At 63.2% G+C, this 26165-nt stretch carries 27 protein-coding genes; 11 read left to right on the top strand and 16 right to left on the bottom strand.

What is annotated here, in order from left to right:
* Positions 1-108 precede the first annotated feature (108 nt).
* The 8 genes from NKI58_RS04095 to infC form a co-directional block, all read right to left on the bottom strand.
* A complete protein-coding gene (locus tag NKI58_RS04095; RefSeq protein ID WP_352782248.1) occupies positions 109-480 on the bottom strand; it encodes a hypothetical protein in 372 nt (123 codons plus the stop codon).
* Between the two features lie 5 nt (positions 481-485).
* Positions 486-1103 carry a prolyl hydroxylase family protein gene (locus tag NKI58_RS04100; RefSeq protein ID WP_352782249.1) on the bottom strand — a complete coding sequence of 206 codons (618 nt, stop codon included), beginning with the start codon at positions 1101-1103 and terminating at the stop codon, positions 486-488.
* 10 nt (positions 1104-1113) lie between these two features.
* A complete protein-coding gene (gene pheT / locus NKI58_RS04105; RefSeq protein ID WP_023677576.1) occupies positions 1114-3522 on the bottom strand; it encodes a phenylalanine--tRNA ligase subunit beta in 2409 nt (802 codons plus the stop codon).
* A 106-nt stretch (positions 3523-3628) separates the two neighbouring features.
* Positions 3629-4714, bottom strand: coding sequence for a phenylalanine--tRNA ligase subunit alpha (gene pheS / locus NKI58_RS04110; RefSeq protein WP_352663440.1), 1086 nt, complete (start codon positions 4712-4714; stop codon positions 3629-3631).
* Between the two features lie 96 nt (positions 4715-4810).
* Positions 4811-5212, bottom strand: a complete 402-nt coding sequence (gene rplT, locus NKI58_RS04115) for a 50S ribosomal protein L20 (protein ID WP_006201247.1) — start codon at positions 5210-5212, stop codon at positions 4811-4813.
* 147 nt (positions 5213-5359) lie between these two features.
* The gene (gene rpmI / locus NKI58_RS04120) at positions 5360-5563 is read right to left on the bottom strand and encodes a 50S ribosomal protein L35 (RefSeq protein ID WP_006201248.1); all 204 of its coding nucleotides are present in this window, start codon (positions 5561-5563) and stop codon (positions 5360-5362) included.
* A 191-nt stretch (positions 5564-5754) separates the two neighbouring features.
* A complete protein-coding gene (locus NKI58_RS04125) occupies positions 5755-6396 on the bottom strand; it encodes a methyltransferase family protein (protein ID WP_352697215.1) in 642 nt (213 codons plus the stop codon).
* A 202-nt stretch (positions 6397-6598) separates the two neighbouring features.
* Positions 6599-7135, bottom strand: a complete 537-nt coding sequence (gene infC / locus NKI58_RS04130; protein WP_023677573.1) for a translation initiation factor IF-3 — start codon at positions 7133-7135, stop codon at positions 6599-6601.
* A 215-nt stretch (positions 7136-7350) separates the two neighbouring features.
* Between infC and NKI58_RS04135 the strand changes: the two genes are divergently transcribed.
* Positions 7351-8118 (top strand): alpha/beta hydrolase, encoded by a 768-nt coding sequence (locus tag NKI58_RS04135; protein ID WP_023677572.1) that lies wholly within the window; start codon positions 7351-7353, stop codon positions 8116-8118.
* A 2-nt stretch (positions 8119-8120) separates the two neighbouring features.
* On the opposite strand, the gene NKI58_RS04140 is transcribed toward NKI58_RS04135, so the two are convergent.
* A complete protein-coding gene (locus NKI58_RS04140; RefSeq protein WP_352782251.1) occupies positions 8121-9134 on the bottom strand; it encodes a 1-aminocyclopropane-1-carboxylate deaminase in 1014 nt (337 codons plus the stop codon).
* A gap of 170 nt (positions 9135-9304) precedes the next feature.
* Here NKI58_RS04140 and NKI58_RS04145 point away from each other — a divergent pair, with 170 nt between their 5' ends.
* Positions 9305-9769 carry an Lrp/AsnC ligand binding domain-containing protein gene (locus NKI58_RS04145; RefSeq protein ID WP_023677570.1) on the top strand — a complete coding sequence of 155 codons (465 nt, stop codon included), beginning with the start codon at positions 9305-9307 and terminating at the stop codon, positions 9767-9769.
* 128 nt (positions 9770-9897) lie between these two features.
* Here the strand turns inward: NKI58_RS04145 and NKI58_RS04150 are convergent, their stop codons facing one another.
* Positions 9898-10098 carry a hypothetical protein gene (locus tag NKI58_RS04150; protein ID WP_198023569.1) on the bottom strand — a complete coding sequence of 67 codons (201 nt, stop codon included), beginning with the start codon at positions 10096-10098 and terminating at the stop codon, positions 9898-9900.
* On the opposite strand from NKI58_RS04150, the gene NKI58_RS04155 reads away from it, so the two are divergent.
* The 3 genes from NKI58_RS04155 to NKI58_RS04165 all read left to right on the top strand — a co-directional run bounded on the left by NKI58_RS04155 (position 10028) and on the right by NKI58_RS04165 (position 11846).
* Positions 10028-10516: a DUF2852 domain-containing protein gene (locus NKI58_RS04155; protein WP_023677569.1), complete on the top strand. Its 489-nt coding sequence runs from the start codon at positions 10028-10030 to the stop codon at positions 10514-10516. The two genes, NKI58_RS04150 and NKI58_RS04155, sit on opposite strands and share 71 nt — an antisense overlap.
* A 100-nt stretch (positions 10517-10616) precedes the next feature.
* A complete protein-coding gene (locus NKI58_RS04160; protein ID WP_023677568.1) occupies positions 10617-11375 on the top strand; it encodes a M48 family metallopeptidase in 759 nt (252 codons plus the stop codon).
* A 3-nt stretch (positions 11376-11378) separates the two neighbouring features.
* A complete protein-coding gene (locus NKI58_RS04165; protein ID WP_031211993.1) occupies positions 11379-11846 on the top strand; it encodes a hypothetical protein in 468 nt (155 codons plus the stop codon).
* A 31-nt stretch (positions 11847-11877) separates the two neighbouring features.
* Here the strand turns inward: NKI58_RS04165 and NKI58_RS04170 are convergent, their stop codons facing one another.
* Positions 11878-12096: a hypothetical protein gene (locus NKI58_RS04170; protein WP_023677566.1), complete on the bottom strand. Its 219-nt coding sequence runs from the start codon at positions 12094-12096 to the stop codon at positions 11878-11880.
* A gap of 167 nt (positions 12097-12263) precedes the next feature.
* Between NKI58_RS04170 and NKI58_RS04175 the strand changes: the two genes are divergently transcribed.
* From NKI58_RS04175 to NKI58_RS04200, 6 genes are all read left to right on the top strand, one after another.
* A complete protein-coding gene (locus NKI58_RS04175; protein ID WP_352782284.1) occupies positions 12264-12923 on the top strand; it encodes a phosphoribosylanthranilate isomerase in 660 nt (219 codons plus the stop codon).
* A gap of 33 nt (positions 12924-12956) precedes the next feature.
* Positions 12957-14207 (top strand): tryptophan synthase subunit beta, encoded by a 1251-nt coding sequence (gene trpB / locus NKI58_RS04180; protein WP_352782253.1) that lies wholly within the window; start codon positions 12957-12959, stop codon positions 14205-14207.
* A gap of 2 nt (positions 14208-14209) precedes the next feature.
* On the top strand, positions 14210-15049 hold the full coding sequence (gene trpA, locus NKI58_RS04185) for a tryptophan synthase subunit alpha (RefSeq protein WP_352782255.1): 840 nt from the start codon (positions 14210-14212) through the stop codon (positions 15047-15049).
* Between the two features lie 37 nt (positions 15050-15086).
* Positions 15087-16013, top strand: a complete 927-nt coding sequence (gene accD / locus NKI58_RS04190) for an acetyl-CoA carboxylase, carboxyltransferase subunit beta (RefSeq protein WP_352755319.1) — start codon at positions 15087-15089, stop codon at positions 16011-16013.
* Positions 16014-16068: 55 nt separating this feature from the next.
* Positions 16069-17394 carry a bifunctional folylpolyglutamate synthase/dihydrofolate synthase gene (locus NKI58_RS04195; protein WP_352472565.1) on the top strand — a complete coding sequence of 442 codons (1326 nt, stop codon included), beginning with the start codon at positions 16069-16071 and terminating at the stop codon, positions 17392-17394.
* A gap of 61 nt (positions 17395-17455) precedes the next feature.
* Positions 17456-17875: a VOC family protein gene (locus NKI58_RS04200; protein WP_352568479.1), complete on the top strand. Its 420-nt coding sequence runs from the start codon at positions 17456-17458 to the stop codon at positions 17873-17875.
* Positions 17876-17923: 48 nt separating this feature from the next.
* Here NKI58_RS04200 and NKI58_RS04205 read toward each other — a convergent pair whose 3' ends face one another.
* From NKI58_RS04205 to NKI58_RS04225, 5 genes are all read right to left on the bottom strand, one after another.
* Complete coding sequence (locus NKI58_RS04205) at positions 17924-18205, bottom strand: cupin domain-containing protein (protein WP_352782257.1); 282 nt, start codon at positions 18203-18205, stop codon at positions 17924-17926.
* Between the two features lie 132 nt (positions 18206-18337).
* Positions 18338-18661, bottom strand: coding sequence for a thioredoxin (gene trxA / locus NKI58_RS04210; protein WP_352782259.1), 324 nt, complete (start codon positions 18659-18661; stop codon positions 18338-18340).
* A 73-nt stretch (positions 18662-18734) separates the two neighbouring features.
* Positions 18735-22247 carry a double-strand break repair helicase AddA gene (addA, locus tag NKI58_RS04215; RefSeq protein WP_352853058.1) on the bottom strand — a complete coding sequence of 1171 codons (3513 nt, stop codon included), beginning with the start codon at positions 22245-22247 and terminating at the stop codon, positions 18735-18737.
* Positions 22244-25381, bottom strand: a complete 3138-nt coding sequence (addB, locus tag NKI58_RS04220) for a double-strand break repair protein AddB (protein WP_352782262.1) — start codon at positions 25379-25381, stop codon at positions 22244-22246. Before addB ends, addA begins: the two co-directional genes overlap by 4 nt.
* The gene (locus NKI58_RS04225; RefSeq protein ID WP_352783787.1) at positions 25378-26136 is read right to left on the bottom strand and encodes a nucleotidyltransferase family protein; all 759 of its coding nucleotides are present in this window, start codon (positions 26134-26136) and stop codon (positions 25378-25380) included. Before NKI58_RS04225 ends, addB begins: the two co-directional genes overlap by 4 nt.
* Positions 26137-26165: the final 29 nt, after the last annotated feature.

The raw sequence follows: 26165 nt of genomic DNA on the forward strand, positions 1-26165 counted from the left end.
CGCCCTTTGGAGGGCGATTCGTCACCTGCCGGCAACCCCTCTAGATCCTCAGCGCGCCATGCGTTGTGCAATTATCGGAAAGGGCGTCGTGACGCCCATTTCTGCAGGCTAGTTTCCCTCCCGCCCAAGGCTCATTGTTCGGTCGGTCTCGGACCAGAAGACTGGCTCCTCGATTGACGGCCATTCTTCGCCATACACAAAGCCTTCGATCGCATCTAGCTTTCCTTCAATCTCATCGAAGAACAGCACCATGCCGCAAAGAAGCTGGTCAGGTCCAACGCACGCTACCCGAAGCGAACTGAACACTCGACTCTCAAAGCGCAATTCCAGGGGAACCGATGAGGGAGTGACTCTGGTCATGAATCCTACAGGATCGCGGCTGCGTTCTTTGACTTTCAGCGCACGCATCATGTCAGGAGAAACGCCGGCGGAACGGCAGAACTCCTTGACGAAAAACACTTCCAGCGGGGTCAGGTGCATTTAGCTCAGCGGCAGAACGGACAGCGTTTCATTGGCGCTTGTACATCACGATCCGTTCGGATGACGTACTTGCGCCCCGACAGCACCTCGTCGCCGCGATGCTCGATCGGATGGTAGAACGCCAGTGCCATTCCTTTCTTCGGCTTCACCAGAAGACTGCTACCGGCATAGCCCGGCACCTCGCCGCGAAACGAGGTTCCTCCCCCTTCAAATCCATCTGATAGATAAATCATGAACGTGAACTGACTGCGCTCCAAGGCGTGGCGCTCGAAATAGCCGTCATGGTGCCAATCGAACTTCTGGCCCGGCCCATAGCGATAGAAACGGAAACGCTCATTCAGCCCGGTCAAGCGCCAGTCGCCGAGACCACGATAGAGCAGAGGCCGCGCCCGTGCGAAGAGCAAATCCGCAAGGTCCTCGTCATCGAAGACAACCCGGTCGTTATTGCGAAGCTCCTTCAGGACGGTGGCGCCGCCGGAGCTGTTCACCTTGGCCGCCTCGAAACCGCGCCGTTCACTGTCAGCGATCAGATCGGCGCATTCCTGGTCATCCAAGAAGCCGTCGATCGTCCCGATGTGAGTTGCCAGCCAGGTGATGGAGAGTTTGCTGGTGTGAACCATCATCGCATCCGTTCTAGGTTCTGAGCACGCCGCCGGTCTGCTTGCCGACATTCTCGACGATGCGCTTGGCCAGCGCCTCGAAATCGTCGTCGGTCAGCGTCTTTTCGACCGGCTGGATCGACACTTCGATGGCGATCGATTTCTTCGCCGCGCCGAGCGCTGCACCCTCGAAAACATCGAACACCGAGACGCCGGAAATCAGCTTTCGGTCGGCGGCAAGGGCGGCGCGAACGAGTGTGCCGGCTTCGACCGCCTTGTCGACGACGAAGGCGAAATCGCGCTTGACCGCCTGGAAGGCGGACAGATCCAGCCTCGGCTTTGTTCGCGTCGGCTTGGCTTTCGGCTCAGGCACGGTATCGATGAACACTTCGAAGCCGCAGAGCGGGCCGGAGACGTCCAGCCCCTCCAGCGTCTTCGGGTGGAACTCGCCAAACGTGCCAAGGATTACCTTCGGCCCAAGCTTGATCGTGCCGGAGCGGCCGGGATGATACCAGGCCGGGCCGCCAGCCTCGATCTGCAGCCGCTCGACCGGCGCGCCGCAGGCTTCGAGTGCTGCGATCGCATCGGCCTTGGCATCGAAGACGCCGACGGCGCCGGCATTGCCGGCCCAATGGCGGCCGGAGCCCTCGAGCCTGGCGGTGCCGCGCCGCACGCCGGCGGCAACACGCCGCTGCTGGTCGGCGCCGTCGCCCTCGTAAGTGCCCGACACTTCGAACAGCGCGACATCGCCGATGCCCCTGTCGGCATTGCGCTGTGCTGCCGCAATCAGCCCCGGCAGCAGCGACGGCCGCATGTCCGACATATCGGCGGCGATCGGGTTGGCAAGCTTCAGCGCCTGCTGGCCGCCGCCGAACAATTCGGCGTGTTTTGCCGGAACGAACGACCAGGTGACGGCCTCCATCATGCCGCGCACGGCAAGCGCCCGCTTGGCGGCGCGGGTGCGGATCTGCAGCACAGTCAGGATCCTGGCGTTGACCGCATCGTGCGAACCAAGCGGCTGCGGCGCGATATTGTCGACGCCGTGGATGCGCATGACCTCCTCGACCAGGTCGGCCTTGCCGTCGACATCCGGCCGCCAGGACGGGACCGCCACATTGACGACATCGCCCGTGCCCTCCGGCTTGAAGCCGAGGCGGGCTAGAATGTCGAGGCTCGTCGCGCGCGGCACTTCGATGCCGGTCAGCCGCTTCACTTCCGACAATGGGAACGAGACGATCTTCGGCTGATGGCCGGCATAGCCGACGACTTCGGTTTGCGCCGGCGTACCGCCGCAGAAATCGAGCACCAGCTTCGTCGCCAGCTCCAAGCCGGGAACCATCATTTCCGGGTCGACGCCGCGCTCAAACCGATAGCGCGCGTCGGTGATGATGCCGAGCGTGCGGCCGGTGCGGGCGGTGGTGATCGGGTCCCAAAGCGCCGACTCGATCAGCACGTCGGTGGTGTTCTCGTCGCAGCCGGAATGCTCGCCGCCCATGATGCCGGCAATCGATTCGATGCCGTCCTGGTCGGCGATGACGCACATCTCCGGCGTCAGCGTGTATTCGCGGCCGTCGAGCGACAGCACCTTTTCGCCATCACGCGCCCGGCGCACGGCGAGATTGCCGGTGACCTTCGCAGCGTCGAAGACATGCAGCGGCCGGCCGCGGTCGAAGGTGACGTAATTGGTGATATCGACGAGCGCGCTGATCGGCCTCAAGCCGATGGCGAGAAGCCTTTGCTGCAGCCATTTCGGCGACGGTCCGTTCTTGACGCCGCGCACCAGGCGCAGCGCAAAGCCGGGACAGAGCTCCGGCGCTTCGATCGTCACCTTGACCGGCGTCTCGCCCTTGCCGGGGATCGGCTCTATCGGCGCGCTCTTCAGCGTGCCGAGCCCGCTCGCCGCCAGATCGCGGGCGATGCCATGGACACTGGTCGCATCCGGCCGGTTCGGCGTCAGATTGATCTCGATCAGCGGATCATCGAGATGGGCATAGGCGGCGAAGCTGGTGCCGACCGGCGCATCGGCCGGAAGGTCGATGATGCCGTCATGCTCCTCGGACAATTCGAGCTCGCGCTCGGAGCACATCATGCCGTGGCTTTCAACGCCGCGGATCTTGCCGACGGTCAGCGTCACGTCGATGCCGGGAATATAAGTGCCCGGTGCTGCAAAGGCGCCGATCAGGCCCGCGCGGGCGTTCGGCGCTCCACACACGACCTGCACCGGCGGCTTGCCGTCGCCGGTGTCGACGGTCAGCACGCGAAGCCGGTCGGCGTCGGGATGCTGGACCGCCGTCAGCACCTTGGCAATGACGAAGGGGGCCAGGCTCGCCCGGTCGTCGACATGCTCGACCTCGAGGCCGATCGAGGTGAGACGCTCGACGATTTCCGCCAGCGAGGCGTCGGTCTCGAGATGATCCTTGAGCCAGGAGAGGGTGAGTTTCATGACTGTGTTCCGTCTGGTCTGGGCACGCTGCACTTGAAGCTATGCGGCCGCGCGTCGGACATGTGCAGGAAGGCGAGCTGCCCGCGGATTTGCTGCGGCCCGGTCGTCACGCGCTCAAGCCCCCGAACAGCGTCGGCATGTCAAGCGGCCTAAAACCGTAATGCGACAACCAGCGGACATCGGCGTCGAAGAAGGCGCGCAGATCCGGCATGCCGTATTTCAGCATGGCGATGCGGTCGATGCCCATGCCCCAGGCGAAGCCCTGGTATTCGTCAGGATCGAGGCCACCGTAACGGAGCACATTGGGGTGCACCATGCCGCAGCCGAGAATCTCCATCCAGTCGGAGCCTTCGCCGAAGCGCACCTCGCCCGGCCGCGAACGATCGCACTGGATGTCGACCTCGAGGCTGGGCTCGGTAAACGGGAAGAAAGACGGCCGGAAGCGCATCTTCACGCTCGGCACCTCGAAGAAGGCTTTGCAGAACTCCTCCAGCACCCATTTCATGTTGGCGACGTTGGCCGACTTGTCGATCACCAGCCCCTCGACCTGATGGAACATCGGCGAGTGGGTGGCATCGGAATCCTGCCGGTAAGTCTTGCCGGGGATGACGATGCGGATTGGCGGCTTCTGCATCTCCATGGTGCGGATCTGCACCGGCGAGGTGTGGGTGCGCAAAAGCTTGCGCTCGCCCTGCGCGTCCGGCTGGAAGAAGAAGGTGTCGTGCATCTCGCGCGCCGGGTGGCCTTCCGGGAAGTTCAGCGAGGTGAAATTGTAATAGTCGGTCTCGATGTCCGGACCTTCGGCGATGGCAAAGCCGAGATCGCCGAAAATCGCCGCGATCTCGTCGATAACCTGGCTGATCGGATGGATGCGGCCGCGCTCGGCCGGCGATTGCCTGACCGGCAAGCTGACGTCGACCTTCTCGGCGGCAAGCCGTGCCGTGATCGCCACATCTTTCAGCTCGGCGCGGCGCGCCGAAAGTGCCTCGGTGACGCGGTTCTTGAGGCCGTTGATTGCCGGGCCTTTGACCTGTCGCTCCTCGGCGCTCATCGAGCCGAGTGTCTTCAGCATCTCGGAAACCGAGCCCTTCTTGCCAAGGGCAGAGACACGCACCGCCTCGATCGCCTGCTCGTCGGCGGCCGAGGCGATCTCGGCCATCAGGGAATTTTCGAGAGTTTCCATGTCACTCATGTTCCAGATCCGATTGGAAGCAAAGAAAAACCCGCGCCAGCCCTGCCAGCGCGGGTTTCCCAAATCAAGTGTCGAATAGCTTGGGAAGCGCTGGTCTTAAGCGACAGCGCTTTCAAAAGCATTCGGCGTGGTATTCTTCAGGTATTCGAGCGCGACCTTGGCCTTGGCCACGAGTGCGGCGAAGGCCTGCGGCTCGTGGATGGCCATGTCCGACAGGATCTTGCGATCGATCTCGATGCCGGCCTTGTTGAGACCGTCGATGAAACGGCCGTAGGTCAGGCCATGCTCATGCGTCGCCGCATTGATGCGCTGGATCCACAGCGCGCGGAACGAGCGCTTGCGGTTCTTGCGGTCGCGATAGGCGTACTGCAGCGACTTTTCCACCGCCTGCTTGGCGATGCGGATGGTGTTCTTGCGACGGCCGTAAAAACCCTTGGCGGCTTTCAGGACCTTCTTGTGCTTGGCGTGCGAGGTGACGCCTCTCTTTACGCGTGCCATGTCATGATCTCCTTAAAAGCAATTCCAGGAAAAGTGCCTGGCGGTTTTCCGTTCGGAATTGCGTAAAACAAATGCGTGCCCAGACCGAATGCTCTTATTTTGGCGCATGATGTTTCCAAAAAGTCTGCAACTTTTTGGCATCATGCCCTAGAGGCCGTTCGGCAGAAAATTCTTGATGACCTTCTTGCCATCCGGTTCAGCCAGAACCATCGTGCCGCGGGCATTTCGAATGAACTTGTTGGAACGCTTGATCATGCCGTGACGCTTGCCGGCCGCAGCCGACAGAACTTTACCCGTACCTGTGATCTTGAACCGCTTCTTGGCGGCCGATTTGGTCTTCATCTTGGGCATTTTGCTACTCCGTTTATATGCGCACCAATGCGCTTTTTGTTCGCTTCAGGCCGACCAAAGCCCGAAAAGCAAATGAAACCGCCACGGCATGCCCTGCCGGGCGGTTTTTTGGGAACGGCGGTCCTATACGTCAAAGCGGGCTGGCGCGCAACACCCCGTGCCCAGCAACACTGTACTCAGCAACACTGCACTCAGGGGAAACGGAACAGCACCGGCAATATGCCGGACTGCTGGGCGCCGTCGATCAGTTCGAAAGCCGGCAAGGCAACCAGGAAGACCAGACCGTCCAGCAGCGTGGTTCGCAGCAGGCGCGGCTTGAAGCTGCCGGTGTCGCCTTCCTGATACAGCGATAGTTTCGGGAAGAAGCGCGGCACTTTCGCCAGGTAGGCCTGGTATGGCGCGCCGAGAACCTGCTTGAGGAATTTCTCTTCGCGCAGGATAACGATGTAAAAGGCACCCGCGCAGAGCGCTCCAAAGCCGATCGTGGCGGAGATGGAGCCGATCTGTGCGCCGACACCGGCGGCAGCTAAAGTGGAGAAAAGGTAGAGTGGGTTGCGCGTAATCGAATACGGTCCGCCGGTCACCACTTCTGAGGATTTGCGTCCACCGATGTAGAGCGTCGACCACAAGCGTCCGACGACGCCGAGAAAGATCAGCACGACGCCGACCATTTCGATCGTTTCATGCACTGGCGTATCGGGCGGGAAAACCGACTGGCCGAACAGCAGCGCCGCAAACATCACCACGATCAGAACGGCAAGTACCATCCTGCGCGTGTGCTGATAGCTGCCCAGTCCATATCTGGCTTCCGAATGCTTGACTTCATTGACCATGTCGGGAATCCGATCGTCGAGGGAACCAGAGCGTCTTTGCTCTCGCCGGCGATCGCAGCGTCTGGCCAAGAAAACAGGCGCCCCGCCGATCGCCGGGACGCCTTGCAACATGATTCAGGCGGATTTTATGCACGTCGCCCAAAAGTGCGCAGCGGTTTTGCGACAACGACATGCACAAAACAGAACTAAAGCGCAACGCGCTTTAGCGGGGCGCCAGCACCATCATCATCTGGCGGCCTTCGAGCTTCGGTTCGGCTTCGACCTTGGCGATGGGCGCCACTTCCTCGCGAACCTTGTTCAGAAGCTGCATGCCGAGTTCCATATGCGCCATCTCGCGACCGCGGAAGCGCAATGTCAGCTTGACCTTGTCGCCTTCCTCGAAAAAGCGCCGGACGGCCTTCATCTTGGTCTCATAGTCGTGGCTGTCGATGTTCGGGCGCATCTTGATCTCCTTGATCTCGATGACCTTCTGGTTCTTGCGCGCCTCGGCCGCCTTCTTCTGGTTGGCGTATTTCAGCTTGCCGAGATCGAGGATCTTTACGACGGGCGGCACTGCATTGGGCGATATCTCGACCAGATCGAGCCCCGCCTCTTCGGCGAGCAGCAATGCATCGTTGATGGAGACATCGCCGCGGTTCTGGCCTTCGGCGTCGATTAGCTGGACCCGGGGAACCCGGATGTCACGGTTGGAGCGCGGGCCTTCCTTGGTGGGCGCCGCTGCTTTGAAAGGTCTGCGAATGGTCGTGGTCTCCTTGAGCCGTTTCGTTAAGGGGTTCTTCAGTTCAGAATTGCGAACGCGCAATGTGGTGAGCGCGCGGTCGGAGTCAATAGCACAGCATTCTCAGGAAATCACCTGCTCGATGGAATGCTCCTCTGCACCAAGCGAAGAAAGTGGCGGAGCACTTTTCGTTGAACCCCCGCTTGTGCCAAAAGACCGGCGTGAGGGAATACACCATGACCACCACCCCGATCTTCCTGGACGTCGACGGGACGAGCATCGCCGTCAGGCATGCGGCAGGTGCCGAGCCCGGCATCGTCTGGCTCGGCGGCTACAAATCCGACATGCTGGGCACCAAGGCCGAAACGCTGTCGGAATGGGCGCGCAAAGAAGGTCGCGCCTTTCTGCGCCACGATTATTCCGGCCACGGCGAATCGGGTGGCGCCTTTGCCGACGGCACCATCTCGAAATGGCTGGGCGAGAGCCTGGCGGTTTTCCGCCGCTTCACCCAGGGCAGGCAGATCCTGGTCGGCTCCTCGATGGGCGCCTGGATCGCGCTGCGCATGGTGCAGGAATTGCGCAAGGCGGGCGAAAACAGCATCGCAGGTCTTGTGCTGCTGGCCCCGGCGCCCGATTTCACCGCTGAACTGATCGAGCCGGTGCTGACCGGAGCGCAAAAGCGCGACCTCAGGAAAAAGGGCTTTTTCGAGGAGCCGTCGGACTATTCAGCCGAGCCTTACATCTACACGCGCGCGCTGATCGAGGACGGCCGCAACAACCGGGTGATGACCGGGCCGATCGACACGCACTGTCCGGTCCACATCCTGCAAGGCCTTGCCGATCCCGACGTGCCGTCGAGCCATGCGTTGAAGCTGGTCAGCCTGCTGCCGGCCGACGACGTCACGCTGTCGCTCATTCCCGACGGCGACCACCGCCTGTCGCGGCCGCAGGATCTCGACATGCTGGTGCGGGCGGTGGACGCCATGGTGCGGCAGGCGGGATAGATTCAGCCGTTGCGGAACGCATAAGCATATCCGTTGATGGCCGGAGCGCCGCCAAGGTGGGCGTAGAGCACTTTCGATCCCTTGGGAAAATAACCCTTGCTCACGAGATCGATCATGCCCTGCATGGATTTTCCCTCATAGACCGGATCCGTGATCATGCCTTCAAGACGCGCGCAGAGACGGATTGCTTCCTTCGTCTCCTGCGAGGGGACGCCGTAGACCGGATAGGCATAATCTTCGATCAGGACGACATCGTTCTCATCGAGCTCCTTGCCGAGTTCGACCAGCGTCGTGGTGCTCTGCGCGATCTTGAGCACTTGCGCCTTGGTCTGCGCCGGGGTGCAGGATGCGTCGATGCCGATCACCTTGCGCTCGCGGCCGTCCTTGGCGAAGCCGACCAGCATGCCGGCGTGAGTCGAACCGGTGACGGTACAAACGACGATGTAGTCGAAGGCAAAGCCGAGCTCCTTCTCCTGCGCGCGGACCTCCTCGGCAAAGCCGACATAGCCCAGGCCGCCATATTTGTGTACCGAAGCCCCGGCCGGAATTGGATAGGGTTTGCCACCCTTGGCCTTCACATCCGCGATTGCCTGTTCCCAGCTTTCCCTAATCCCGATGTCGAAACCCTCATCGACCATCTGGACATCAGCGCCCATGATCCGGCTCAAAAGGATATTGCCGACGCGATCGTAGACGGCGTCCTCGTGGGGCACCCAGCTTTCCTGCACGAGGCGGCACTTCATGCCGATCTTCGCCGCGACGGCCGCCACCATGCGCGTATGGTTGGATTGGACGCCGCCGATCGACACCAGTGTGTCGGCGTTTGAGGCGATCGCGTCCGGGACGATATATTCGAGCTTGCGCAGTTTATTGCCACCGAAGGCAAGGCCGGAATTGCAATCCTCCCGCTTGGCATAGAGATCGACCTTCCCGCCGAGATGACCACCAAGCCGCTCCAGTTTCTCGATATGGGTCGGCCCGAATGTGAGCGGATAACGTTCGAATTTCTCGAGCATGAGAGTGCCCTCGCTTGTTCCATTCATTGCGGTGTGGTGCGATGAACACTATCAGCTCTGCCTTGAAATGTGCTCTCAAAGATCGAGCCCAGAATATCCAAAATATCGCTTCATGGCATTGAAATGTCATATATATTCGATTCTTAATCCGAATAACGGAAGAATCTTTCATGCGCGCAGCGCTCGACCGGATCGACCTGAAAATGTTGCGCCTGCTCCAGGGCAATGGGCGACTGACCAATGCGGAGCTGGCGCAGTCGGTCGCTGTTAGCCCGGCGACGTGCCACCGCCGGACGCAACGCCTGTTCGATGAAGGCTACATCAGCCATGTCAGGTCGATGGTGACCCCGCAGAAGGTCGACAGAGGCGCGTTGGTGATGGTTGGCGTCGTACTCGACCGTTCGACCCCGGAGAGTTTCGCGGAATTCGAAAAGGCCGTCGCCAAGCTGAAATTCATCCTCGACTGCCATCTGGTGGCAGGCGACTTCGATTATTTTCTGAAGATCAGGGTTGGTGACATGGCGGATTTCAACCGAATCCACGGGGACCAATTGATCGCACTGCCTGGCGTTCGCCAGACCAGAACCTTCTTCGTGATGAAAGAGGTCGTCGACAATGCGCCTCTGGATTTTTGAACGGACGGCTTCGAAGCGTCAAACCATTGCACTCAGCCAGCAGACGCGATCGGCGCTGGATTTTCACTACAGAACCGTCGGCGGCATTGCCCCCTTACGGGGCCTGACTGCTCTTTTCCTCGAAATGCTCAAAAAGCGATAATCATTTCAGCCGCTTGTCCGGTTTTGGCGGTCGCTGTCTTGAATCGCCGTTTTCTCCATCCCATTTCGATTTCACGCAGCCGGATTTGGCTGTCTCCAACTGAAGGATTGGGAGAAATGAACACATCTGCATTGATCCGTCCGGCCTGGACGCCGGCGACCATCGCGTTGATGGTGATCGGGTTCATGGTGTTCTGGCCGCTCGGCTTCGCCATGCTCGCCTACATCATCTGGGGCGACCGGCTCGAGGGCTTCAAGCGTGACGTCAATCGCGCCACAGACGGCATCTTCGCCGGCTGCCGCCGCGGGTCCGACAAGGCCGCGCGCTGGGGCCATGGCTCCGCCCGCACCGGCAACGTCGCTTTCGACGACTGGCGCGAAAAGGAACTCGAGCGGCTTGCCGAGGAACGCCGCAAGCTCGACGAGATGCTGAGCGAGTTCGACGAATATGCCCGCGAATTGCGCCGCGCCAAGGACCAGGAAGAGTTCGACCGCTTCATGGCCAACCGCAACAAGTCGACGTCGCCCACGACCGGTGGGTCAACCGGCTCGACGACGAACAACAAACGCGGCGGTAATTCCACGCCAGGCCTGCTCGACGAGTAAAGGTCCTTGCCCCGATAAATAATTCAAAAACGGCGTCGCGTCAGCGGCGCCGTTTCTTTTTTGTTCTATTCGTTTCCCTCGAATCGCGTATCGTCCCGGCATGTCATTCGGCTTCTTCCGCACCCCGGCGAAACCCAAGCCCACGCCCGTCGTGGAGCGCGAGCATTGCGTTGCCGGCCGCACGCTGCCGCTCAAGATCGTCGAGAACGACCGCGCCCGCCGCCTGACGCTGCGCATCGACTCCGGCGGCCGCGGCCTGCGCATCACCGTGCCGCCGGGGCTGCGCCGCGGCGAGGTGGAAAAATTCCTCGACCGCCATCAGGACTGGCTGGAGCAAAGGCTGGCCAAGGTACCCAACCGGCCACAGGTGCGGCCCGGCATCAAGGTACCGGTGCGCGGTGTGCCGCATCGCATCGTCCATGAACCGTCGAAACGCGGAACCGTCACGCTGTCGCGCGACGAGCGCGGACCGCTGATGATCGTGCATGGCGAACGCGTGCATCTGCCGCGCCGCATCGCCGATTTCCTGAAGCGCGAAGCCAAGCGCGAGATCGAGGCGCTGGTGACGAAGCACAGCGCGGCGATTGGCAAGCGGGCCAAGGCGATCCGCTTCAAGGATACGTCGAGCCGCTGGGGGTCCTGCACGTCGGACGGCAATCTGTCGTTTTCCTGGCGCATCATGATGGCGCCGCGGCCGGTGATAAACTACCTCGTCGCGCATGAGGTGGCGCACCTCAAGGAGATGAACCACGGCCCGAAATTCTGGAAATTATGCGAGCAGCTTTGCCCGGACACCGAGCGCTGCAAGGACTGGCTCAAGCGCAATGGCGGCGCGCTGCAGGCGATCGCGTTCGAGTGATTGATGCCTGCGCGGATGGAATACCGGCTGATTGGAGCGGGCTGGGCGATGTGCGATGTCACGGTTGGGGACCTTCAGGCGACCGTGGCGGCGTCTTATCTGGGCGATGCCCTCAACGAGTTGCTTGGCGCCACGCTGAACGCGCTGAAAGGCACCAGGTATTCGGTCGCACGCTTCTGTGATGAGCCCGGTGAGTATCGCTTCGTCCTGGTGCCAGAAGGCGCTTTTGTCAGAGTGCAGATACTGGAATTTTCAGAAATCTGGTCTGACGAGCCAGACGACTTCGGCGAGGTGAAACTTGAAGCCACATGCGGGTTGCGAGAGTTCGCAGAAGCAGTTCTCAGTGCCGCGCGTGAGGTTTTGAACACACATGGCCTCAAAGGTTACAAGGAAAACTGGCGCAAACATGACTTTCCGTTGGAGGCCATGAACAACCTAAGTTGCGCGTTGAGAGGAGGAACACTCCATTGACAGAGTGCGCTTTTGATCAGGGCTTAATTGCTCAATCGTCATTGGCCGCGTTCAACTCCTCCGGCCGCAGCCCCTCGTCGGCGTGGCGCGGCCAGGGCAGGAAATCCTTCTCGAAGCCATCGTTGCTGAAATAAGCCAGCGCCCGGTGCGCCTCGGCGCCGTTGAAGGCGGCCTTGTCCATCAAATGAGCGATGACCTCATGGGCCTGCGCCAGCTTTTGCCTGAGTTCCGCGACGGTCTTTTCCGGCATGATCTTTGTTCTCCCGCCTTTGTGCCTGAGCAAGGCAGCGCGTTGCGTTCTTAGATTAGCAAGGTAGCGCGTTGCGCTCTTACATTAGCAAGGTAGCGCGTTCCGCGCTGGCGGCAAACAGGATGCTTTTTCTCGACTCTTTGGCCGTTTCGTGCCAATCCCGCGCCATGGCGCTCGACATCAAGATATGCGGGTTGAAGACCGACAAGGCACTGGCCGCGGCATTGGCCGGCGGCGCCAGCCATGTCGGCTTCATTTTCTTTGCCAAAAGCCCGCGCTATGTCGAGCCGGCGGAAGCTGGCCGCCTGCGCGAAGCGGCGCGCGGCAGGGCCAAGGCGGTTGCGGTGACGGTCGACGCCGGCGACGCGTTTCTGGATGAGATCGTCGAAAAAATGCAGCCCGACATGCTGCAGCTTCACGGCGCCGAAACCCCTGAGCGGGTGGCCGAGGTGAAGGCGCGCTACGGCTTGCCGGTGATGAAGGCGCTGCCGGTCAGCGAGGCTGCCGATCTCAAGCAGGTAAAACCCTTCGTCGGCATTGCCGACCGCTTTCTGTTCGATGCCAAGCCGCCTAGGAATTCGGAATTGCCGGGCGGCAACGGTCTTGCCTTCGACTGGCGCATTCTTGCCGGCCTTGACGCCGGCGTCGATTACATGCTTTCCGGTGGGCTCAATGCTGGAAATATCGGCGACGCCGTTCGGCTCGTGAACCCGCCCGGAATAGATATTTCTTCGGGCGTGGAAAGCGCGCCGGGCGTCAAGGAACCGGCGCTGATCGAACAATTTTTCCGGGCCGTCGGGGCAGCACGCGACAACCGCGCCGCCTGACCACGCTTCAAACCGCAGACCAGGAGATCGGCGATGGATAAGCCGGCGATACCGAATTCCTTCCGCACCGGCCCCGACGAGCAGGGCATGTTCGGCATTTTTGGCGGTCGTTTCGTTGCCGAAACGCTGATGCCGCTGATCCTCGAGCTGGAGCGGCACTGGAACGAGGTCAAGAACGACCCGGATTTCAAGGCCGAGCTGACCGATCTCTCGACGCATTACGCCGGGCGGCCTTCGAAGCTCTATTTCGCCGAAGGCCTTACCCGGCATCTTCGCGGGGTTTCCGCGGCTAAGGGCCTCGGGGGCGGCGCAAAAGTCTATTTCAAGCGCGAGGACCTGAACCACACTGGCTCGCACAAGATCAACAACTGCCTCGGCCAGATCCTGCTCGCCAAGCGCATGGGCAAGACGCGGATCATCGCCGAGACCGGCGCCGGCCAGCATGGCGTCGCTTCCGCCACAGTGGCGGCGCGCTTCGGGCTTCCTTGTATCGTCTATATGGGCGCGACCGACGTCGCCCGGCAAAGCCCCAACGTCTTTCGCATGAAACTTCTGGGCGCCGAGGTGCGGCCGGTGACCGCCGGCCACGGCACGCTGAAGGACGCCATGAACGAGGCCCTGCGCGACTGGGTGACCAATGTCGAGGATACCTACTACCTGATCGGCACCGCCGCCGGCCCGCACCCCTATCCGGAGTTGGTGCGCGACTTCCAGTCGGTGATCGGCACCGAGGCGCGCGCCCAGATCCTCGAGCAGGAAGGCCGGCTGCCGGACACCATCATCGCTTGTGTCGGCGGCGGTTCCAACGCTATCGGCCTGTTCCATCCCTTCCTGGATGACAGGCAGGTGCGCATCATCGGCGTCGAAGCCGGCGGCCGCGGCCTCGACGGCATCGAGCATTGCGCCTCGATGAATGCCGGCGCGCCCGGCGTGCTGCATGGCAACCGCACCTACCTCTTGCAGAACGCCGACGGCCAGATCATGGACGGCCACTCGATCTCGGCGGGCCTCGACTATCCGGGCGTCGGTCCCGAACACTCATGGCTGCGCGACTCCGGCCGCGTCGACTATGTTCCGATCCTCGACGACGAGGCGCTGGAGGCGTTTCAGCTGACGACGCGCGTCGAGGGCATCATTCCGGCGCTGGAATCGGCCCATGCCATCGCGCAGGCGGTGAAGATCGTGCCTGATATGGACAAGGACCAGATCGTCATCGTCAACCTGTCCGGCCGTGGCGACAAGGACGTGCACACAGTGGCCAATATGCTGGGCATGGAGATCTGATCATGGCCACTCGCATCGACCGCCGCATGGCAAAGCTGAAGGCCGAAGGTCGACCGGCACTCGTCACCTATTTCATGGGCGGCGACCCAGACTACGACACGTCGCTGTCGATCATGAAGGCGCTGCCCGACGCCGGCAGCGACATCATCGAGCTCGGCATGCCGTTTTCCGATCCGATGGCCGACGGCCCGGCGATCCAGGCGGCCGGCCTGCGGGCGCTGAAGGGCGGCCAGACTCTGGTCAAGACGCTGAAGATGGCCTCGGAATTCCGCGCCGGCGACAGCGAAACGCCGATCGTCTTGATGGGCTATTACAATCCGATCTACATCTACGGCGTAGAGCGCTTCCTGAGCGATGCGCTGGCCAGCGGTATAGACGGGCTGATCGTCGTCGACCTGCCGCCTGAGATGGACGAGGAGCTTTGCATCCCGGCACTCAAGGCCGGCATCAATTTCATCCGGCTGGCGACGCCGACCACCGACGACAAGCGCCTGCCCAAGGTGCTGCAGAACACGTCGGGTTTCGTCTACTACGTCTCGATGACCGGCATTACCGGTTCGGCGCTGGCCGACACCGGCAAGGTGGCGGCAGCGGTCAAGCGCATCAAGAGCCATACCGACCTGCCGATCTGCGTCGGCTTCGGCGTCAAGACCGCCGAGCAGGCGCGCACCATCGGCGCGTCGGCCGACGGCGTCGTTGTCGGCACCGCGATTGTCAATGCCGTCGCCAACGTGCTGGGGCCGAAGGGCGAAAAGACCGCCGATCCGGCCGAGGCCGTCGCCACGCTGGTCAGCGGGCTTTCGCAAGGGGTTCGCGCGGCTCGCCTTGCTGCCGCCGAATAATCTTCCTACGTCTTCTTAAGGGACAGGAGCCGAAGCGATGAACTGGATCACCAATTACGTCCGTCCGAAGATCAATTCGATGCTCGGCCGCCGCACCGACATGCCGGAAAACCTGTGGATCAAGGATCCCGAGACCGGCGAAATGGTGTTCCACAAGGATCTGGAGCAGAACCAGTTCGTCATCCCGTCCTCCGGCCACCACATGAAGATCTCGGCCAAGGAACGGCTGAAATTCTTCCTCGACGACGGCAAATACGAGACACTGGAAAACCCCAAGGTGGTGCAGGATCCACTGAAGTTCCGCGACGAGAAGCGCTATGTGGACCGGCTGAAGGATGCCAAGGCCAAGACCGGCCTGGAAGATGCCATCATCAATGCGCTGGGTACGGTCGAAGGCCTGCCGGTGGTGGTGACGGTGCAGGATTTTGCCTTCATGGGCGGCTCGCTCGGCATGGCGGCCGGCGACGCCATCGTGCATGGTTTCGAGGTCGCCTTGCAGCGCAAGCGGCCGCTGATCCTGTTTGCGGCCTCCGGCGGCGCCCGAATGCAGGAAGGCATCCTGTCGCTGATGCAGCTGCCACGGACCACGATCGGCGTTGACAGGCTGAAGGAGGCTGGCCTTCCCTATATCGTCGTCCTGACCAACCCGACGACCGGCGGCGTCACCGCCTCCTATGCCATGCTGGGCGACGTGCATATTGCCGAGCCCGGCGCCCTGATCGGCTTTGCCGGCCCGCGCGTCATCGAGCAGACCATCCGGGAAAAGCTGCCCGACGGCTTCCAGCGCGCCGAATATCTGATGGAACACGGCATGGTCGACATGGTGGTGTCGCGGCTGGAGATGCGCCAGACGGTTGCGCGGCTGCTGAGAATGCTGCTCAAGCTGCCGGAAGAGCAAAAACCGCAGGAGCCGGAAATCCTGCCGCCGTCGGTGATCCCGGTCGAAGCCCGGCCGCACGCCTGACGCATTCGCCACGAACCGCGATTGCGCCCCGTCCGTGGCGCGCCTAGGATTCGCCATGACCACGCTTGCCGCCGACCGCGAAATCGAAAGCCTGATGGCGCTTCATCCGAAGGGCTTCGACCTTTCGCTCGACCGCATTTCGCGGCTGCTCGAGCGGCTCGGCAATCCGCAGGACCAGCTGCCGCCGGTCATCCACATCGCCGGCACCAACGGCAAGGGCTCCTGCGCTGCTTTTTCACGGGCGCTGCTCGAAGCCGCCGGCTACCGCGTCCACGTCCACACCTCGCCACATCTGGTGAACTGGCACGAGCGCTACCGGCTGGCCGCGGATGGCGGCGGCAGGCTGGTGGACGACAAGGTCTTCGCCGAAGCCATCGCCCGCGTCGCCAAAGCCAATCAAGGCCAGAAGATCACCGTCTTCGAAATCCTCACCGCCGTCACCTTCCTGCTGTTTTCCGAACATCCGGCCGATGCCGTCATCCTCGAGGTTGGCCTTGGCGGCCGCTTCGACGCCACCAATGTCATCGCCGAGCCGGCCGTGTCGGTGATCATGCCGGTGTCGCTCGACCATGAAGCCTATCTCGGCGACCGCGTCGAGCTGATCGCCGCCGAAAAGGCCGGCATCATCAAGCGCGGATGCCCGGTCGTCATCGGCGCGCAGGAAAGCGAGACGGCCCAGCAGGTGCTCATCGAAACCGCCGAGCGGCTCGACTGCCCCGCCTTCGTCTATGGCCAGGATTTCCTTGCCTATGAGGAAAACGGCCGCATGGTCTATCAGGACGAAGACGGATTGATGGACCTGCCGCCGCCGCGCCTGCCGGGGCGCCATCAATTCGCCAATGCGGCGGCGGCGATCGCGGCGGTCAAGGCGGCGGGCTTCGAGATCAGCCACCGCGCTGCCGAGAAGGCGATGGCGAACGTCGCCTGGCCGGGCCGCATGCAAAAGCTGCCGCAAGGACGGCTGAGCGAACTGGCGCCGAAGGGCGCCGACATCTGGCTCGACGGCGGCCACAATCCCGGCGCCGGCGTGGTCGTCGCCGAGGCGCTGGCCGAGCAGGAGGAAAAGAACCCGCGTCCGCTGTTCCTGATCTCGGGCATGATCAACACCAAGGACCAGAGCGGCTATTTCCGCGCCTTCAAAGGCCTGGTCCGGCATGTCTACACCGTGCCGGTGAGCCTGAGCGACGCGGGCGTGCCGAACGACGAGCTGGCGACCCGCGCCATCGAGGCCGGCCTGTCGGCCGAACCGGTCAGTTCCGTCGCCAATGCGCTGATGCTGCTGCGCGACACATGGGACGGACCGCCGCCGCGCATCCTGATTGGCGGGTCACTTTACCTGGCCGGCGCGGTATTGGCCGAAAACGGCACGCCGCCGGTTTGAGGCGTGCTTCAGCCGGGCCACGGTGACGCCACACTTATCAGACCACCGCGAGGAGCCAATCATGATCAAGGTAAAGCAGCTCGCTCACGTTTGCATTTTCGCGAATGACCTGGAGATGACGCGAAGCTTCTATCGGGACGTCCTCGGCATGGATACCCAGTTCAATTTCTTGCGCGACGGGAAGATTTTCGGCTTCTACCTCAATTGCGGCAGCCGTAGCCATGTCGAGGTGTTCCAGAAAGACGGCGCCAGCTATGGCGACTTGAACCAGATCAACCACTTCTGCCTCGAAGTGGAAAACATCGACGCCGCGATCATCCATCTGAGGTCAAAGGGCGTTGATGTCACTTCCAAGAAACGCGCGTGCGATGACACCTACCAGGCTTGGATCCGCGACCCCAACGGCGTGAAGATAGAACTGTTCGAATATACTGAGAAAAGCGCACAATTCGTCGGCGGCGATCGTATCGCGGATTGGTGATCGCGCCTCGCCGGACAATTGTAGCGACGCAGCCGATGCGTTGGTGGACTACTTCAGCTCGACCTCGATGAAGGCGAATTCGCCATCGTTTGCGCTGATGACGTCATGTTCGACGCCCTCGTTGCGGAAATACGGCGAGCCCTTCTTCATTTCGGCAATGGATTCCCCATCCTTGGTCAGGAGCTTCACCTTGCCGTCGGTCAACGGCACGATCACATAGTCGTGGCCATGGCGGTGCCAGCCGGTGTTGTCTCCCGGGGCGAAGCGGTATTCGGTGACGATGACGCGCTCATTGTCGATGAAGACGGTGGCCTTGGCGGATCCGGTCATATCGCTTCTCCTTTGAATTCAGAAGAGAAGAATACCGGGCGGCAAGCCGCGAGTGCCAGAGCGGCCCACCAATGACGCCAGCAAAAGATGGCCCGGCGCGAGGCCGGGCTTTTCTGCAAAATTTTGATCGGATCAGGCGAGGCTGCCGTTGATCCAGTGCGACAATGCCGTTTTCGGCGCAGCACCGACCTTCATGTCGGCGACTTCGCCGCCCTTGAAGATCATCAGCGTCGGGATCGAGCGTACGCCGAACTGCGCGGCCAGCTCAGGATTCTCGTCGATGTTGAGCTTGGCGATCTTTATCTTACCGCCGAGTTCGATGGCGATGTCCTCGAGCGCCGGGGCGATCATCTTGCACGGGCCGCACCATTCCGCCCAGAAATCGACCACGACCGGCTCCTTGGCGTTGAGCACGTCGGCCTGGAAATTGCTCTTGTCGACCTTGACGGTGGCCATGCTGAGATCCTTTCGATTTGTTCGTCGCACCAAATGTGGTGGTGGTCGCGTCCGTCTTCAAGCAAGTGTTGTGTCACGCTCCCGTGAGTCTAGCAAGCGCATCGTCCAAGGCCGCCGCCGGCAGCTCGATCAGCCGCGGCGCCTCGGTGAACAGCAGCGCCGCCGAGACCTCGCGTCCCGGATAGAGCGGCTGAAGCAGCGCGCGATAAAGTGCGAGCTGCAGAACATAGGCTTGCGGCACTTCGGCGAGCGTAGCTGGCGCTGGCCGATTGGTCTTGTAGTCGACGATCGAAACCTTGTCCGGCGTTACTGCCAGCCGGTCGATCTTGCCGGAAATCGAGCGCAGTTTGCCCCTTACCTCCAGGCTGCCCATGATGGCGACTTCGGCGCGCGAGTTTGGCGCAAACAGCGGCGCGAAGCGGCTGTCGGCAAGAATTCTGAAAACGCCAGCCAAGGCCTTGTCGTGCTCGTCGTCGAGCCATTCCGCGCCGGCTCTTGCCAGATAGCGTTCGGCGGCATCCCGGCGTTTTCCCTCGGCGATGCCGGGCAGCATCTGCAGCAATTTGTGCAGCGCCAGCCCGCGCATGACGGCAAAGCCGGGCTCGGCGTCGGCATCCAGTACCGGCGAACGCGTGTCGGCCACCGCTTGCCGCGCCTCGTCGATCAGCACCGAGGCGCCGGACGGCGAGAGCGGCCGCGGCAATTCCTCGAAGGGCGGCAGAGGCCGGAACAGGGTTTCAAGCAGTGGTGCAAAGCGTTCCGCCTGTCGTGCCTCATTCACTGCCGCCAGTGGCATGGGCGGCAGTTTCGTCACCTGGAAACGATGCACGGTCTCGCCAGTGGCGGGATGCCGGCGTTCTTTGCTCTCCGCGGCACCGACCAGTGCGCGGCTGACGATCGAATGCCAGGTGCCGGTATTCGGCGCCCGCTTGCCATGGTAGCCGCAGACGATCAGCCGATCCTCGGCGCGGGTCATGCCGACATAGAGCAGCCGGCGGTATTCGTCGTCGGCGAGCTCGCGGGCGCGGGCCGATGCGGCGCGTGAAAACCCATTGGCGACATCGCTGGCCGAACGCCAGAGATAGCCCTTGCCCTCCCAGCAGTCGCCCGAGCCTTCGAACGGCATCAATCTCGGCAGATGCTGGTCGCTGAACGGCGCGGAGCCGCCATCGACAAGGAATACCACCGGCGCTTCCAGGCCTTTGGCGGCATGCACGGTCATGACGCGAACCTCGTCGCGGGTCTGGTCCATTTCGCGCTTGATCTCGGGGCCGGCGTTTTCCAGCGTCGACAGGAAGGATTCCAGCCCTGGCAGGCCGGTTCGCTCCTCGGCCAGGCAGAAATTCAGGAATTCGTCGAGGATATCGCCGGCCTCCGGACCGAGCCGCGCGATCATCTTCTTGCGCAGGCCGTCGCGGGCGAGAGCTGCGGCATAGAATTCGAACACCGGCTTGAATGCGGCCTCGTTCGACCATGTGTCGAGCCGGCTGACGACGGCGGCCAACGCCTCGCTTTCGCCGACATGCCGGCGCAGCGAGGCGATCAGCGAGACGCCCGACGGCCTCTGGGCAGCAAGCGCGAAAAGCTGCTCTTCCGAAACATCGAAGATCGGGCTGCGCAGCACGGCGGCCAGCGACAGATCGTCCTCGGGCTGGATGAGAAAATGGCCAAGTGCGATCAGGTCTTTCACCACGACGTGGCCGGGCAGGCTGAGCCGGTCGGCGCCGGCCACCGGAATGTCGCGGCGCTTCAGCGCCCGCGTCAGCGCATGGACGAAGCGATCGCGCTTGCGCACCAGCACCAGCACGTCGCCGGGGCGGAGTTTCTTGCCGCGGCCTTCGATGACCTCACCGTTGCCGATCCAGCCGGCAATCGTTGCGGCGACGTTTTCAGCGACGCGGACTGCCGGCGCGTGGGCATGGTCGACCGCTTGCGTCCAATCGTCTGGTTCGTCGACGACGTTGGCGCCGATCGACGGCCAGACCTCGACATGACCCGGCGCATCGGTGCGGATCGCCTTGTGGTCGAGCGGATCAGGATCGTGGCTGATGCCGCGCCGCACGTTCGGGTCGGCAAAGACCCGGTCGACGGCGGCAAGAACATCTTCGGTCGAGCGGAACGACCAGGTCAGCTTGAGATCGGCGAAGGCGGCGGCGGCGGATCTAACTTTGCCGGCAAACAAAAGCCGGCTGTCGGCAAAGGAATCCGGGGCGGCTCCCTGGAAGGAATAGATCGACTGCTTTTCGTCGCCGACAGCAAAGATGGTGCGGTGGACCGCGTCGCGTGCGCCGAGCCCGGCAAAGAACTCCTCCGCCAGCCGCTTGACCACCTCCCACTGGTCGGGACTGGTGTCCTGCGCCTCGTCGAGCAGGATGTGGTCGATGCCCTGGTCGAGCTTGTACTGCACCCAAGGGCCGGCATCGGGCCGTGCCAAAAGGTTGACCGTACGGGTGATCAGGTCGTTAAAGTCGAGGAAGCCGCGGGCGCGCTTCAATTGCTCGTAACGGGCGATCAGCCAGTCGGCGATGGTCAGCGCCGCACGCGTGCCTTCCAGCATCCTGAACAAGGCCAGCCGGTCGGAGATTTCGAGAATGGCGTCGACCGCCGCCAGATAACGTTCGGCAAGATCGGGCAGCCGGTCAAGCAATGCCCTTTTAAATGTCTTTGCCGGATCGTAAGGCTCGCCGTCGGCCCTCAGGAAAGCCTTGGAGAGCAAAATCAGGCGACGTACCGGATCCTCCTCGGCAAAGGCAAGGCGGGCGTATGGCAGCAGATTGTTCAGCACGATGCGCGCATCGGCGGCCTCGGCCGCCCGTGAAAAGGTGACGAGATAATCCGGCAGGAAGCCGGGGGGCGGCCAGACCGAGGCGGCTATACCTTCGGCCGTCTGGCCGGCGCGGAAATGGAACTCGTCGAACAGCGCCTGAAAACCATCGCCGCCGGCCGCGGTGATGAACGCACGCAAACCATCGCGCTTGCGCACGATCTCGGCCAGCAGTGCGTCGAGCCCATGCTCGCCGCCGCGCTCCAGCACGGTGGCGAAGGCGTCGGACAATGCCGCATCGCCTGCAACGCCGCCCGAAATCATGTCGCGGCGGGCGGCGGCAAACAGCGATGCCTCCATTTGCGGATCGAGCATTTCGAAATGCGCAGGGATATTGGCTTCCAGCGGGAACTGATGCAGCACCGATTCGCAGAAGGCGTGGATGGTCTGGATCTTCAGCCCGCCCGGTGTTTCCAGAGCCTCCGCAAACAACCGCCGCGCCCGGCGCATGGTTTCGCGGTCGGGCTGGCGGCCGTCCAGCGCCTCTATCCGTGTCGAGAGCTCGGCATCGCCCAGGGCCGTCCATTGCGACAGGGTCGAAAACACCCGGTTCGACATGTTGGCGGCGGCGGCACGCGTATAGGTCAGGCACAGGATCTTGGACGGATCGGTGCCGCGCAGCAACAGCCGGATAACGCGCTGGGCGAGTACATGGGTCTTGCCGGATCCGGCATTGGCCGACACCCATGCGGAATTGCGCGGATCGGAGGCGCTTGCCTGACTGGCGACAGTGTCGCTTGGAATGGGATAGGCCTTTTTCATGCCTCCCCTCCCTCGTCGTCGGCATCGCCGCCGGCCGACCATTCGAGCACGCGGGCGAGATGGTCGTAATCGCCGTCGGTCTCACCCTCGCGGAACGGCAACGCCCGCGACAAATACCCGGTCGTCGGGTCGGCATAGTGGATCAGCAGCTTTTCCAACCTCGCCCAGGCCTCTTCGGCGAGATCGGCGGCGGTTCGCGGCTTGCGGTTGTATTCGAGGATCGATTCTTCGAACACCTCGCCATTCGGCCTCAGCCGCACGAAAGCCAGTTGCGACGGCTCACAGGCGCCAAGCTCCTTGAAGGCGCCGCGACGCAGCAGCGCGCCCTCCAGCGCCAGTTGCGGCGCGAGCAGCGTGTGCGCCTGCGCTTTGGATGGCGAGGAGCCGGTCTTGTAGTCGAGGATGTCGGCCATGCCGCCAGCCAGCAGATCGATGCGATCAGCGTAGCCGGACAGGGTCACGCCGGATCGGCCGACACCGGTCTTTTCGGCGCGTTCCTCGGCGTGCCGCCGTGCCACGGCGGCGGCCCGGCCGCGCTCCCATTCGATGATGCCGGCGGCAAGCTTTTCAAAACGCGGCCACCACACCGCCTCGACATCGGCCGGCAGGGCCGCCTCGGCAAAGCAGGAGCGGCCTGCGGCGATGAGCCCGTCCAGCGCCTCCGGCGCGCGCGGGTCGGCCACCCTCGCCGAGAAGAGGTGCAGAATGGCGTGAAACAGCGTGCCACGCTCGGCGGCGCCCGGATCGCGAATGACCGGATCGAGCGGCATCAGGCCGAGTATCCTTCTGGCATAGACCGCATAGGGATCGCGGCGTAGCGTTTCGATCTCGGTGACCGAGAAGTGGTGCGGCCGCGCGGCGAGCGGCGGTTTCGGCTGCGGCCTCGGCGCAAAGTCCTGCTTTTCGCCGGCATCGAGCGCACGCGCCCAGGCAAGCAGTTCGTCGCCGCGCCGGCGAAGTGCAGCAGCGTGGTCCTCGCCGACGAATGTAAGGATGCGCTGCAGCCAGCGCGAAGGTACCGACGGTGCGTCGCCGGAGCGGCCGGAGCGAGCCAGCACCACTTTTTTGGCGCCCATGGCCATCTGGAAATCATGGGCGGCAAGGCCGATGCGCCGCTCGGGCGGTTCAAGATCGATGCCGGTCTTCATCAGCCGCGACATGAAGCGGTCGCTCTCCGGCTTGCGCGGCCACACGCCTTCGTTGAGCCCGCCGACGACCAGCGTGTCGACATCTTGAAGCCGCGCTTCCAGCACACCCCAGATGGCGATGTTCCTGTCGGTGCCCTGCGCCGGCTTGACCGTCTCGGGCGCGATCAGCGCCTCCATCACGTCAGGCCATTCGTCAGCGGCGAAGGAGAACGACACCGAGGCCGCGACCAGCCCGCGCAAGAGCTCGGCGAGCTTTTCGCCGGCATCGCCCGCATAGAGTTCGCTCAGGCTGCCATCAGCGGCGCGGCCGAGACTTTCGAGCGCAACGACGCTGGCGCGCACAAGGGTGGCAAGATCGGCATTCTCGTCGCCGCGAAAAGCAACCAGCGGCGCCAGCGCGGCCGTTAGCCGGGTCAGCAGGTCGCGCGCCTGTTCGATGCGCCTGACCGAAAGCCGCGGCCACCAGAAGGGTGGACGGCGATTGCCGCCGCCGTCGAATTCGAGGAGCCGGGTGTCGAAGAGCTGCGGCAGCGACGCCACGTCCGGACGCCCTGTGCCGCCGCGCAGCCCCACGAGTTCTACGATTTCGGCCGCATAGCGCACGCTTACCCGCTCCAGGCCGAGGCCAAGCAGGGGATGCTTGAGCAGCGACAGCAGGGCGACGGGGTCGCCCGGGCGGAAGGCTGCCTGAAGCGCCAGCCTGAGCAGGCTGGCGGCTGGCGTGTTGATCAGCGGCGTGCCGCCGGAATCGTCGGCGGCAACGCCGAAGCGCAGCAGCTCGACTGAGACGCGCCGCGCCAGAGCGCGGTCGCCGGTGACGAGTGCGGCGCGCTGGCCGGGCCGTTCGACGGCCTGTTTGAGCGCGACGGCGATCGCCACGGCTTCGTCGCGTTCGCTGGCGGCTTCGAGAAGCGTCACATCGGCGAAGGCCTCGGCAATATCGCCGGTCCTAAAGCGAGCGCGCGTCTCGGCCCAGAGCTCGGTGGTCTCCGCCGGGCGCAGCGCTTCGCCGACAAGTGCGGCGCGCAGCGCAAGCGGTCGCGGCGCAACAGCAATCTCCTCGACATCGGCGCGCGGCACGCCGATCTTGCCGATCAACTTTGCCAGGCCGTATTGCGGGTGGCCAAGCACGGCTGGGCGCGCGCCCGGTGTGGTGATCGCGACAAAGGACGGCTCGTCCAACGCCCGGTCGAGCCCGGGCAGCACGACGGCGCCATTGGGCAGACCGGCGATCACGGCAAGCAGCTCGGCCGTGGCGGGAATGGAGCCGGTGGAACCGGCGGCGATCACCGGTCCGGCTGGCGGATTACGCTTCAGCCGCGCCGCCTCCAGCCTTATCAGGGCATTCCGATGCGCGGCCGGATTGGAACGATGGCGTTCCTCGAGCAGGTTCGGCCAGTTCTCCGTCACGATGGTCAGGAAGTCGAGTGTCACCTGCCACCAGCCTGCAAGATTGCCGGTTACAAGGTCGGCGAGCCTTGCCCAATCCGTGCCTTCGGTGTCGATCTCATCCATCAGGCGTGCAAGGTCGCGCGCCAGCCAGATGGCGTCGGCGGCGGAGGCCGGTATGACGATCTCCTCGTCGAACAATGCCGCGACATGTGCCGGCAGGCGGCGTTTCCACGCCCGCACCAGCGGCGCAAGCAGCAGAAGACGCTCGACCGCGGCGATCGGCGGCGCAAGGTCGATGGCGACCGAACCTCCTGCCTCGAAGGCGGCTTCATCTTCATCGAACTCACCGAGCGGGCGGATGACCGGCAGGATCGCCGAGCGGCTTCCCGAGCGCGAGAGAGCATCGACGAAGACGCCGCGAAGCGCCCGCGCCGCACGGCGCGTCGGCACATAGATGGTGAGATCGGCCAGCGCCAGCGGATCGCCGTCATAGGCGAAGCCGGGAACCAAGCGCCCCGCAAGCAGCGCCTCGGCCAGCGTCGGCAGGAACGGCGCTCCGGGCGGGATCGAGAAAACGCGGCGGGAGCCGCTCATTTCGACTCGGTAAGCGCGCCGGGTGCCTCAGCAACAGCATTGGGCGTGCCGGCAAGCGCGGCGGCGACCGCTGCTTCCGCCCGCGGGATCGCGTCAGGTGTGCCGACAGTAATCCAGTGACCCTGCATTTTCATGCCGAACAGGCGGCCGGCGGCGATTGCCGCATCGAAATAGGCGTTGAGAGAGTGTGGACCGACCGGCGCATCCTTGAAGATGCGCGGATGGACGATTGCGGCGCCGGCATAGATCAGGCCGGCCGGATCGTTGTTCGCACGCCGCAAGGCGCCGGCCGGCGCCACCAGGAAATCGGTGCCGCCGCTATGTCCGGTTGCCGACTGGAGATCCGCAAGCATCAGCAGAATGTCCATTGTCGCGCCCTCCCATGCAAGGGCAAGACGCCTGAGATTGGAAACGCCGCTGTCGATCCAGAAGGTGTCGGCGTTGAGCACATAGAAGGGCGCCCCTAACCTGGGCAATGCCTTGACGATACCACCGGCGGAGTCAAGCAAGTCCCTACTCTCATCCGAGATGACGATTCTCGGCGCACTGCGGCGGGCTACATGGTCCACGATCTGTTGCGGGAGGTAATGGACGTTGACGACGGCCTTGGCGACGCCGGCTTCGGCTAGGCAGTCCAGCCCCCAGTCGAGCAATGTCTTGCCGGCGACCTTGACCAGCGGCTTCGGCATGGTGTCGGTGATCGGCCGCATGCGCTTGCCGAGCCCGGCGGCGAGCACCATGGCGGTCGTCGGCATCGGCTGCTCATCCGACGCCTTCAGGCCCA

Origin of the sequence: Mesorhizobium sp. M0522 (assembly GCF_040321085.1) — a bacterium.
Classification (GTDB): Bacteria; Pseudomonadota; Alphaproteobacteria; order Rhizobiales; family Rhizobiaceae; genus Mesorhizobium.

Excerpts from the sequence above, each read along its gene's own strand:
- NKI58_RS04165 (WP_031211993.1), top strand. The coding sequence starts at position 11,379 with ATGCCTGCGCGGATGGAATACCGGCTGATTGGAGCGGGCTGGGCGATG.
- NKI58_RS04195 (WP_352472565.1), top strand. The coding sequence starts at position 16,069 with ATGACCACGCTTGCCGCCGACCGCGAAATCGAAAGCCTGATGGCGCTT.
- NKI58_RS04145 (WP_023677570.1), top strand. The coding sequence starts at position 9,305 with ATGCGCGCAGCGCTCGACCGGATCGACCTGAAAATGTTGCGCCTGCTC.
- rpmI (WP_006201248.1), bottom strand. The coding sequence starts at position 5,563 with ATGCCCAAGATGAAGACCAAATCGGCCGCCAAGAAGCGGTTCAAGATC.
- NKI58_RS04160 (WP_023677568.1), top strand. The coding sequence starts at position 10,617 with ATGTCATTCGGCTTCTTCCGCACCCCGGCGAAACCCAAGCCCACGCCC.
- NKI58_RS04135 (WP_023677572.1), top strand. The coding sequence starts at position 7,351 with ATGACCACCACCCCGATCTTCCTGGACGTCGACGGGACGAGCATCGCC.
- NKI58_RS04175 (WP_352782284.1), top strand. The coding sequence starts at position 12,264 with ATGGCGCTCGACATCAAGATATGCGGGTTGAAGACCGACAAGGCACTG.
- NKI58_RS04200 (WP_352568479.1), top strand. The coding sequence starts at position 17,456 with ATGATCAAGGTAAAGCAGCTCGCTCACGTTTGCATTTTCGCGAATGAC.
- NKI58_RS04095 (WP_352782248.1), bottom strand. The coding sequence starts at position 480 with ATGCACCTGACCCCGCTGGAAGTGTTTTTCGTCAAGGAGTTCTGCCGT.
- NKI58_RS04205 (WP_352782257.1), bottom strand. The coding sequence starts at position 18,205 with ATGACCGGATCCGCCAAGGCCACCGTCTTCATCGACAATGAGCGCGTC.
- NKI58_RS04155 (WP_023677569.1), top strand. The coding sequence starts at position 10,028 with ATGAACACATCTGCATTGATCCGTCCGGCCTGGACGCCGGCGACCATC.
- addA (WP_352853058.1), bottom strand. The coding sequence starts at position 22,247 with ATGAAAAAGGCCTATCCCATTCCAAGCGACACTGTCGCCAGTCAGGCA.
- NKI58_RS04150 (WP_198023569.1), bottom strand. The coding sequence starts at position 10,098 with ATGAACCCGATCACCATCAACGCGATGGTCGCCGGCGTCCAGGCCGGA.
- accD (WP_352755319.1), top strand. The coding sequence starts at position 15,087 with ATGAACTGGATCACCAATTACGTCCGTCCGAAGATCAATTCGATGCTC.
- NKI58_RS04140 (WP_352782251.1), bottom strand. The coding sequence starts at position 9,134 with ATGCTCGAGAAATTCGAACGTTATCCGCTCACATTCGGGCCGACCCAT.
- trpA (WP_352782255.1), top strand. The coding sequence starts at position 14,210 with ATGGCCACTCGCATCGACCGCCGCATGGCAAAGCTGAAGGCCGAAGGT.
- trpB (WP_352782253.1), top strand. The coding sequence starts at position 12,957 with ATGGATAAGCCGGCGATACCGAATTCCTTCCGCACCGGCCCCGACGAG.
- rplT (WP_006201247.1), bottom strand. The coding sequence starts at position 5,212 with ATGGCACGCGTAAAGAGAGGCGTCACCTCGCACGCCAAGCACAAGAAG.
- pheS (WP_352663440.1), bottom strand. The coding sequence starts at position 4,714 with ATGAGTGACATGGAAACTCTCGAAAATTCCCTGATGGCCGAGATCGCC.
- pheT (WP_023677576.1), bottom strand. The coding sequence starts at position 3,522 with ATGAAACTCACCCTCTCCTGGCTCAAGGATCATCTCGAGACCGACGCC.
- addB (WP_352782262.1), bottom strand. The coding sequence starts at position 25,381 with ATGAGCGGCTCCCGCCGCGTTTTCTCGATCCCGCCCGGAGCGCCGTTC.
- NKI58_RS04170 (WP_023677566.1), bottom strand. The coding sequence starts at position 12,096 with ATGCCGGAAAAGACCGTCGCGGAACTCAGGCAAAAGCTGGCGCAGGCC.
- NKI58_RS04125 (WP_352697215.1), bottom strand. The coding sequence starts at position 6,396 with ATGGTCAATGAAGTCAAGCATTCGGAAGCCAGATATGGACTGGGCAGC.
- trxA (WP_352782259.1), bottom strand. The coding sequence starts at position 18,661 with ATGGCCACCGTCAAGGTCGACAAGAGCAATTTCCAGGCCGACGTGCTC.
- NKI58_RS04225 (WP_352783787.1), bottom strand. The coding sequence starts at position 26,136 with ATGCCGACGACCGCCATGGTGCTCGCCGCCGGGCTCGGCAAGCGCATG.
- NKI58_RS04100 (WP_352782249.1), bottom strand. The coding sequence starts at position 1,103 with ATGATGGTTCACACCAGCAAACTCTCCATCACCTGGCTGGCAACTCAC.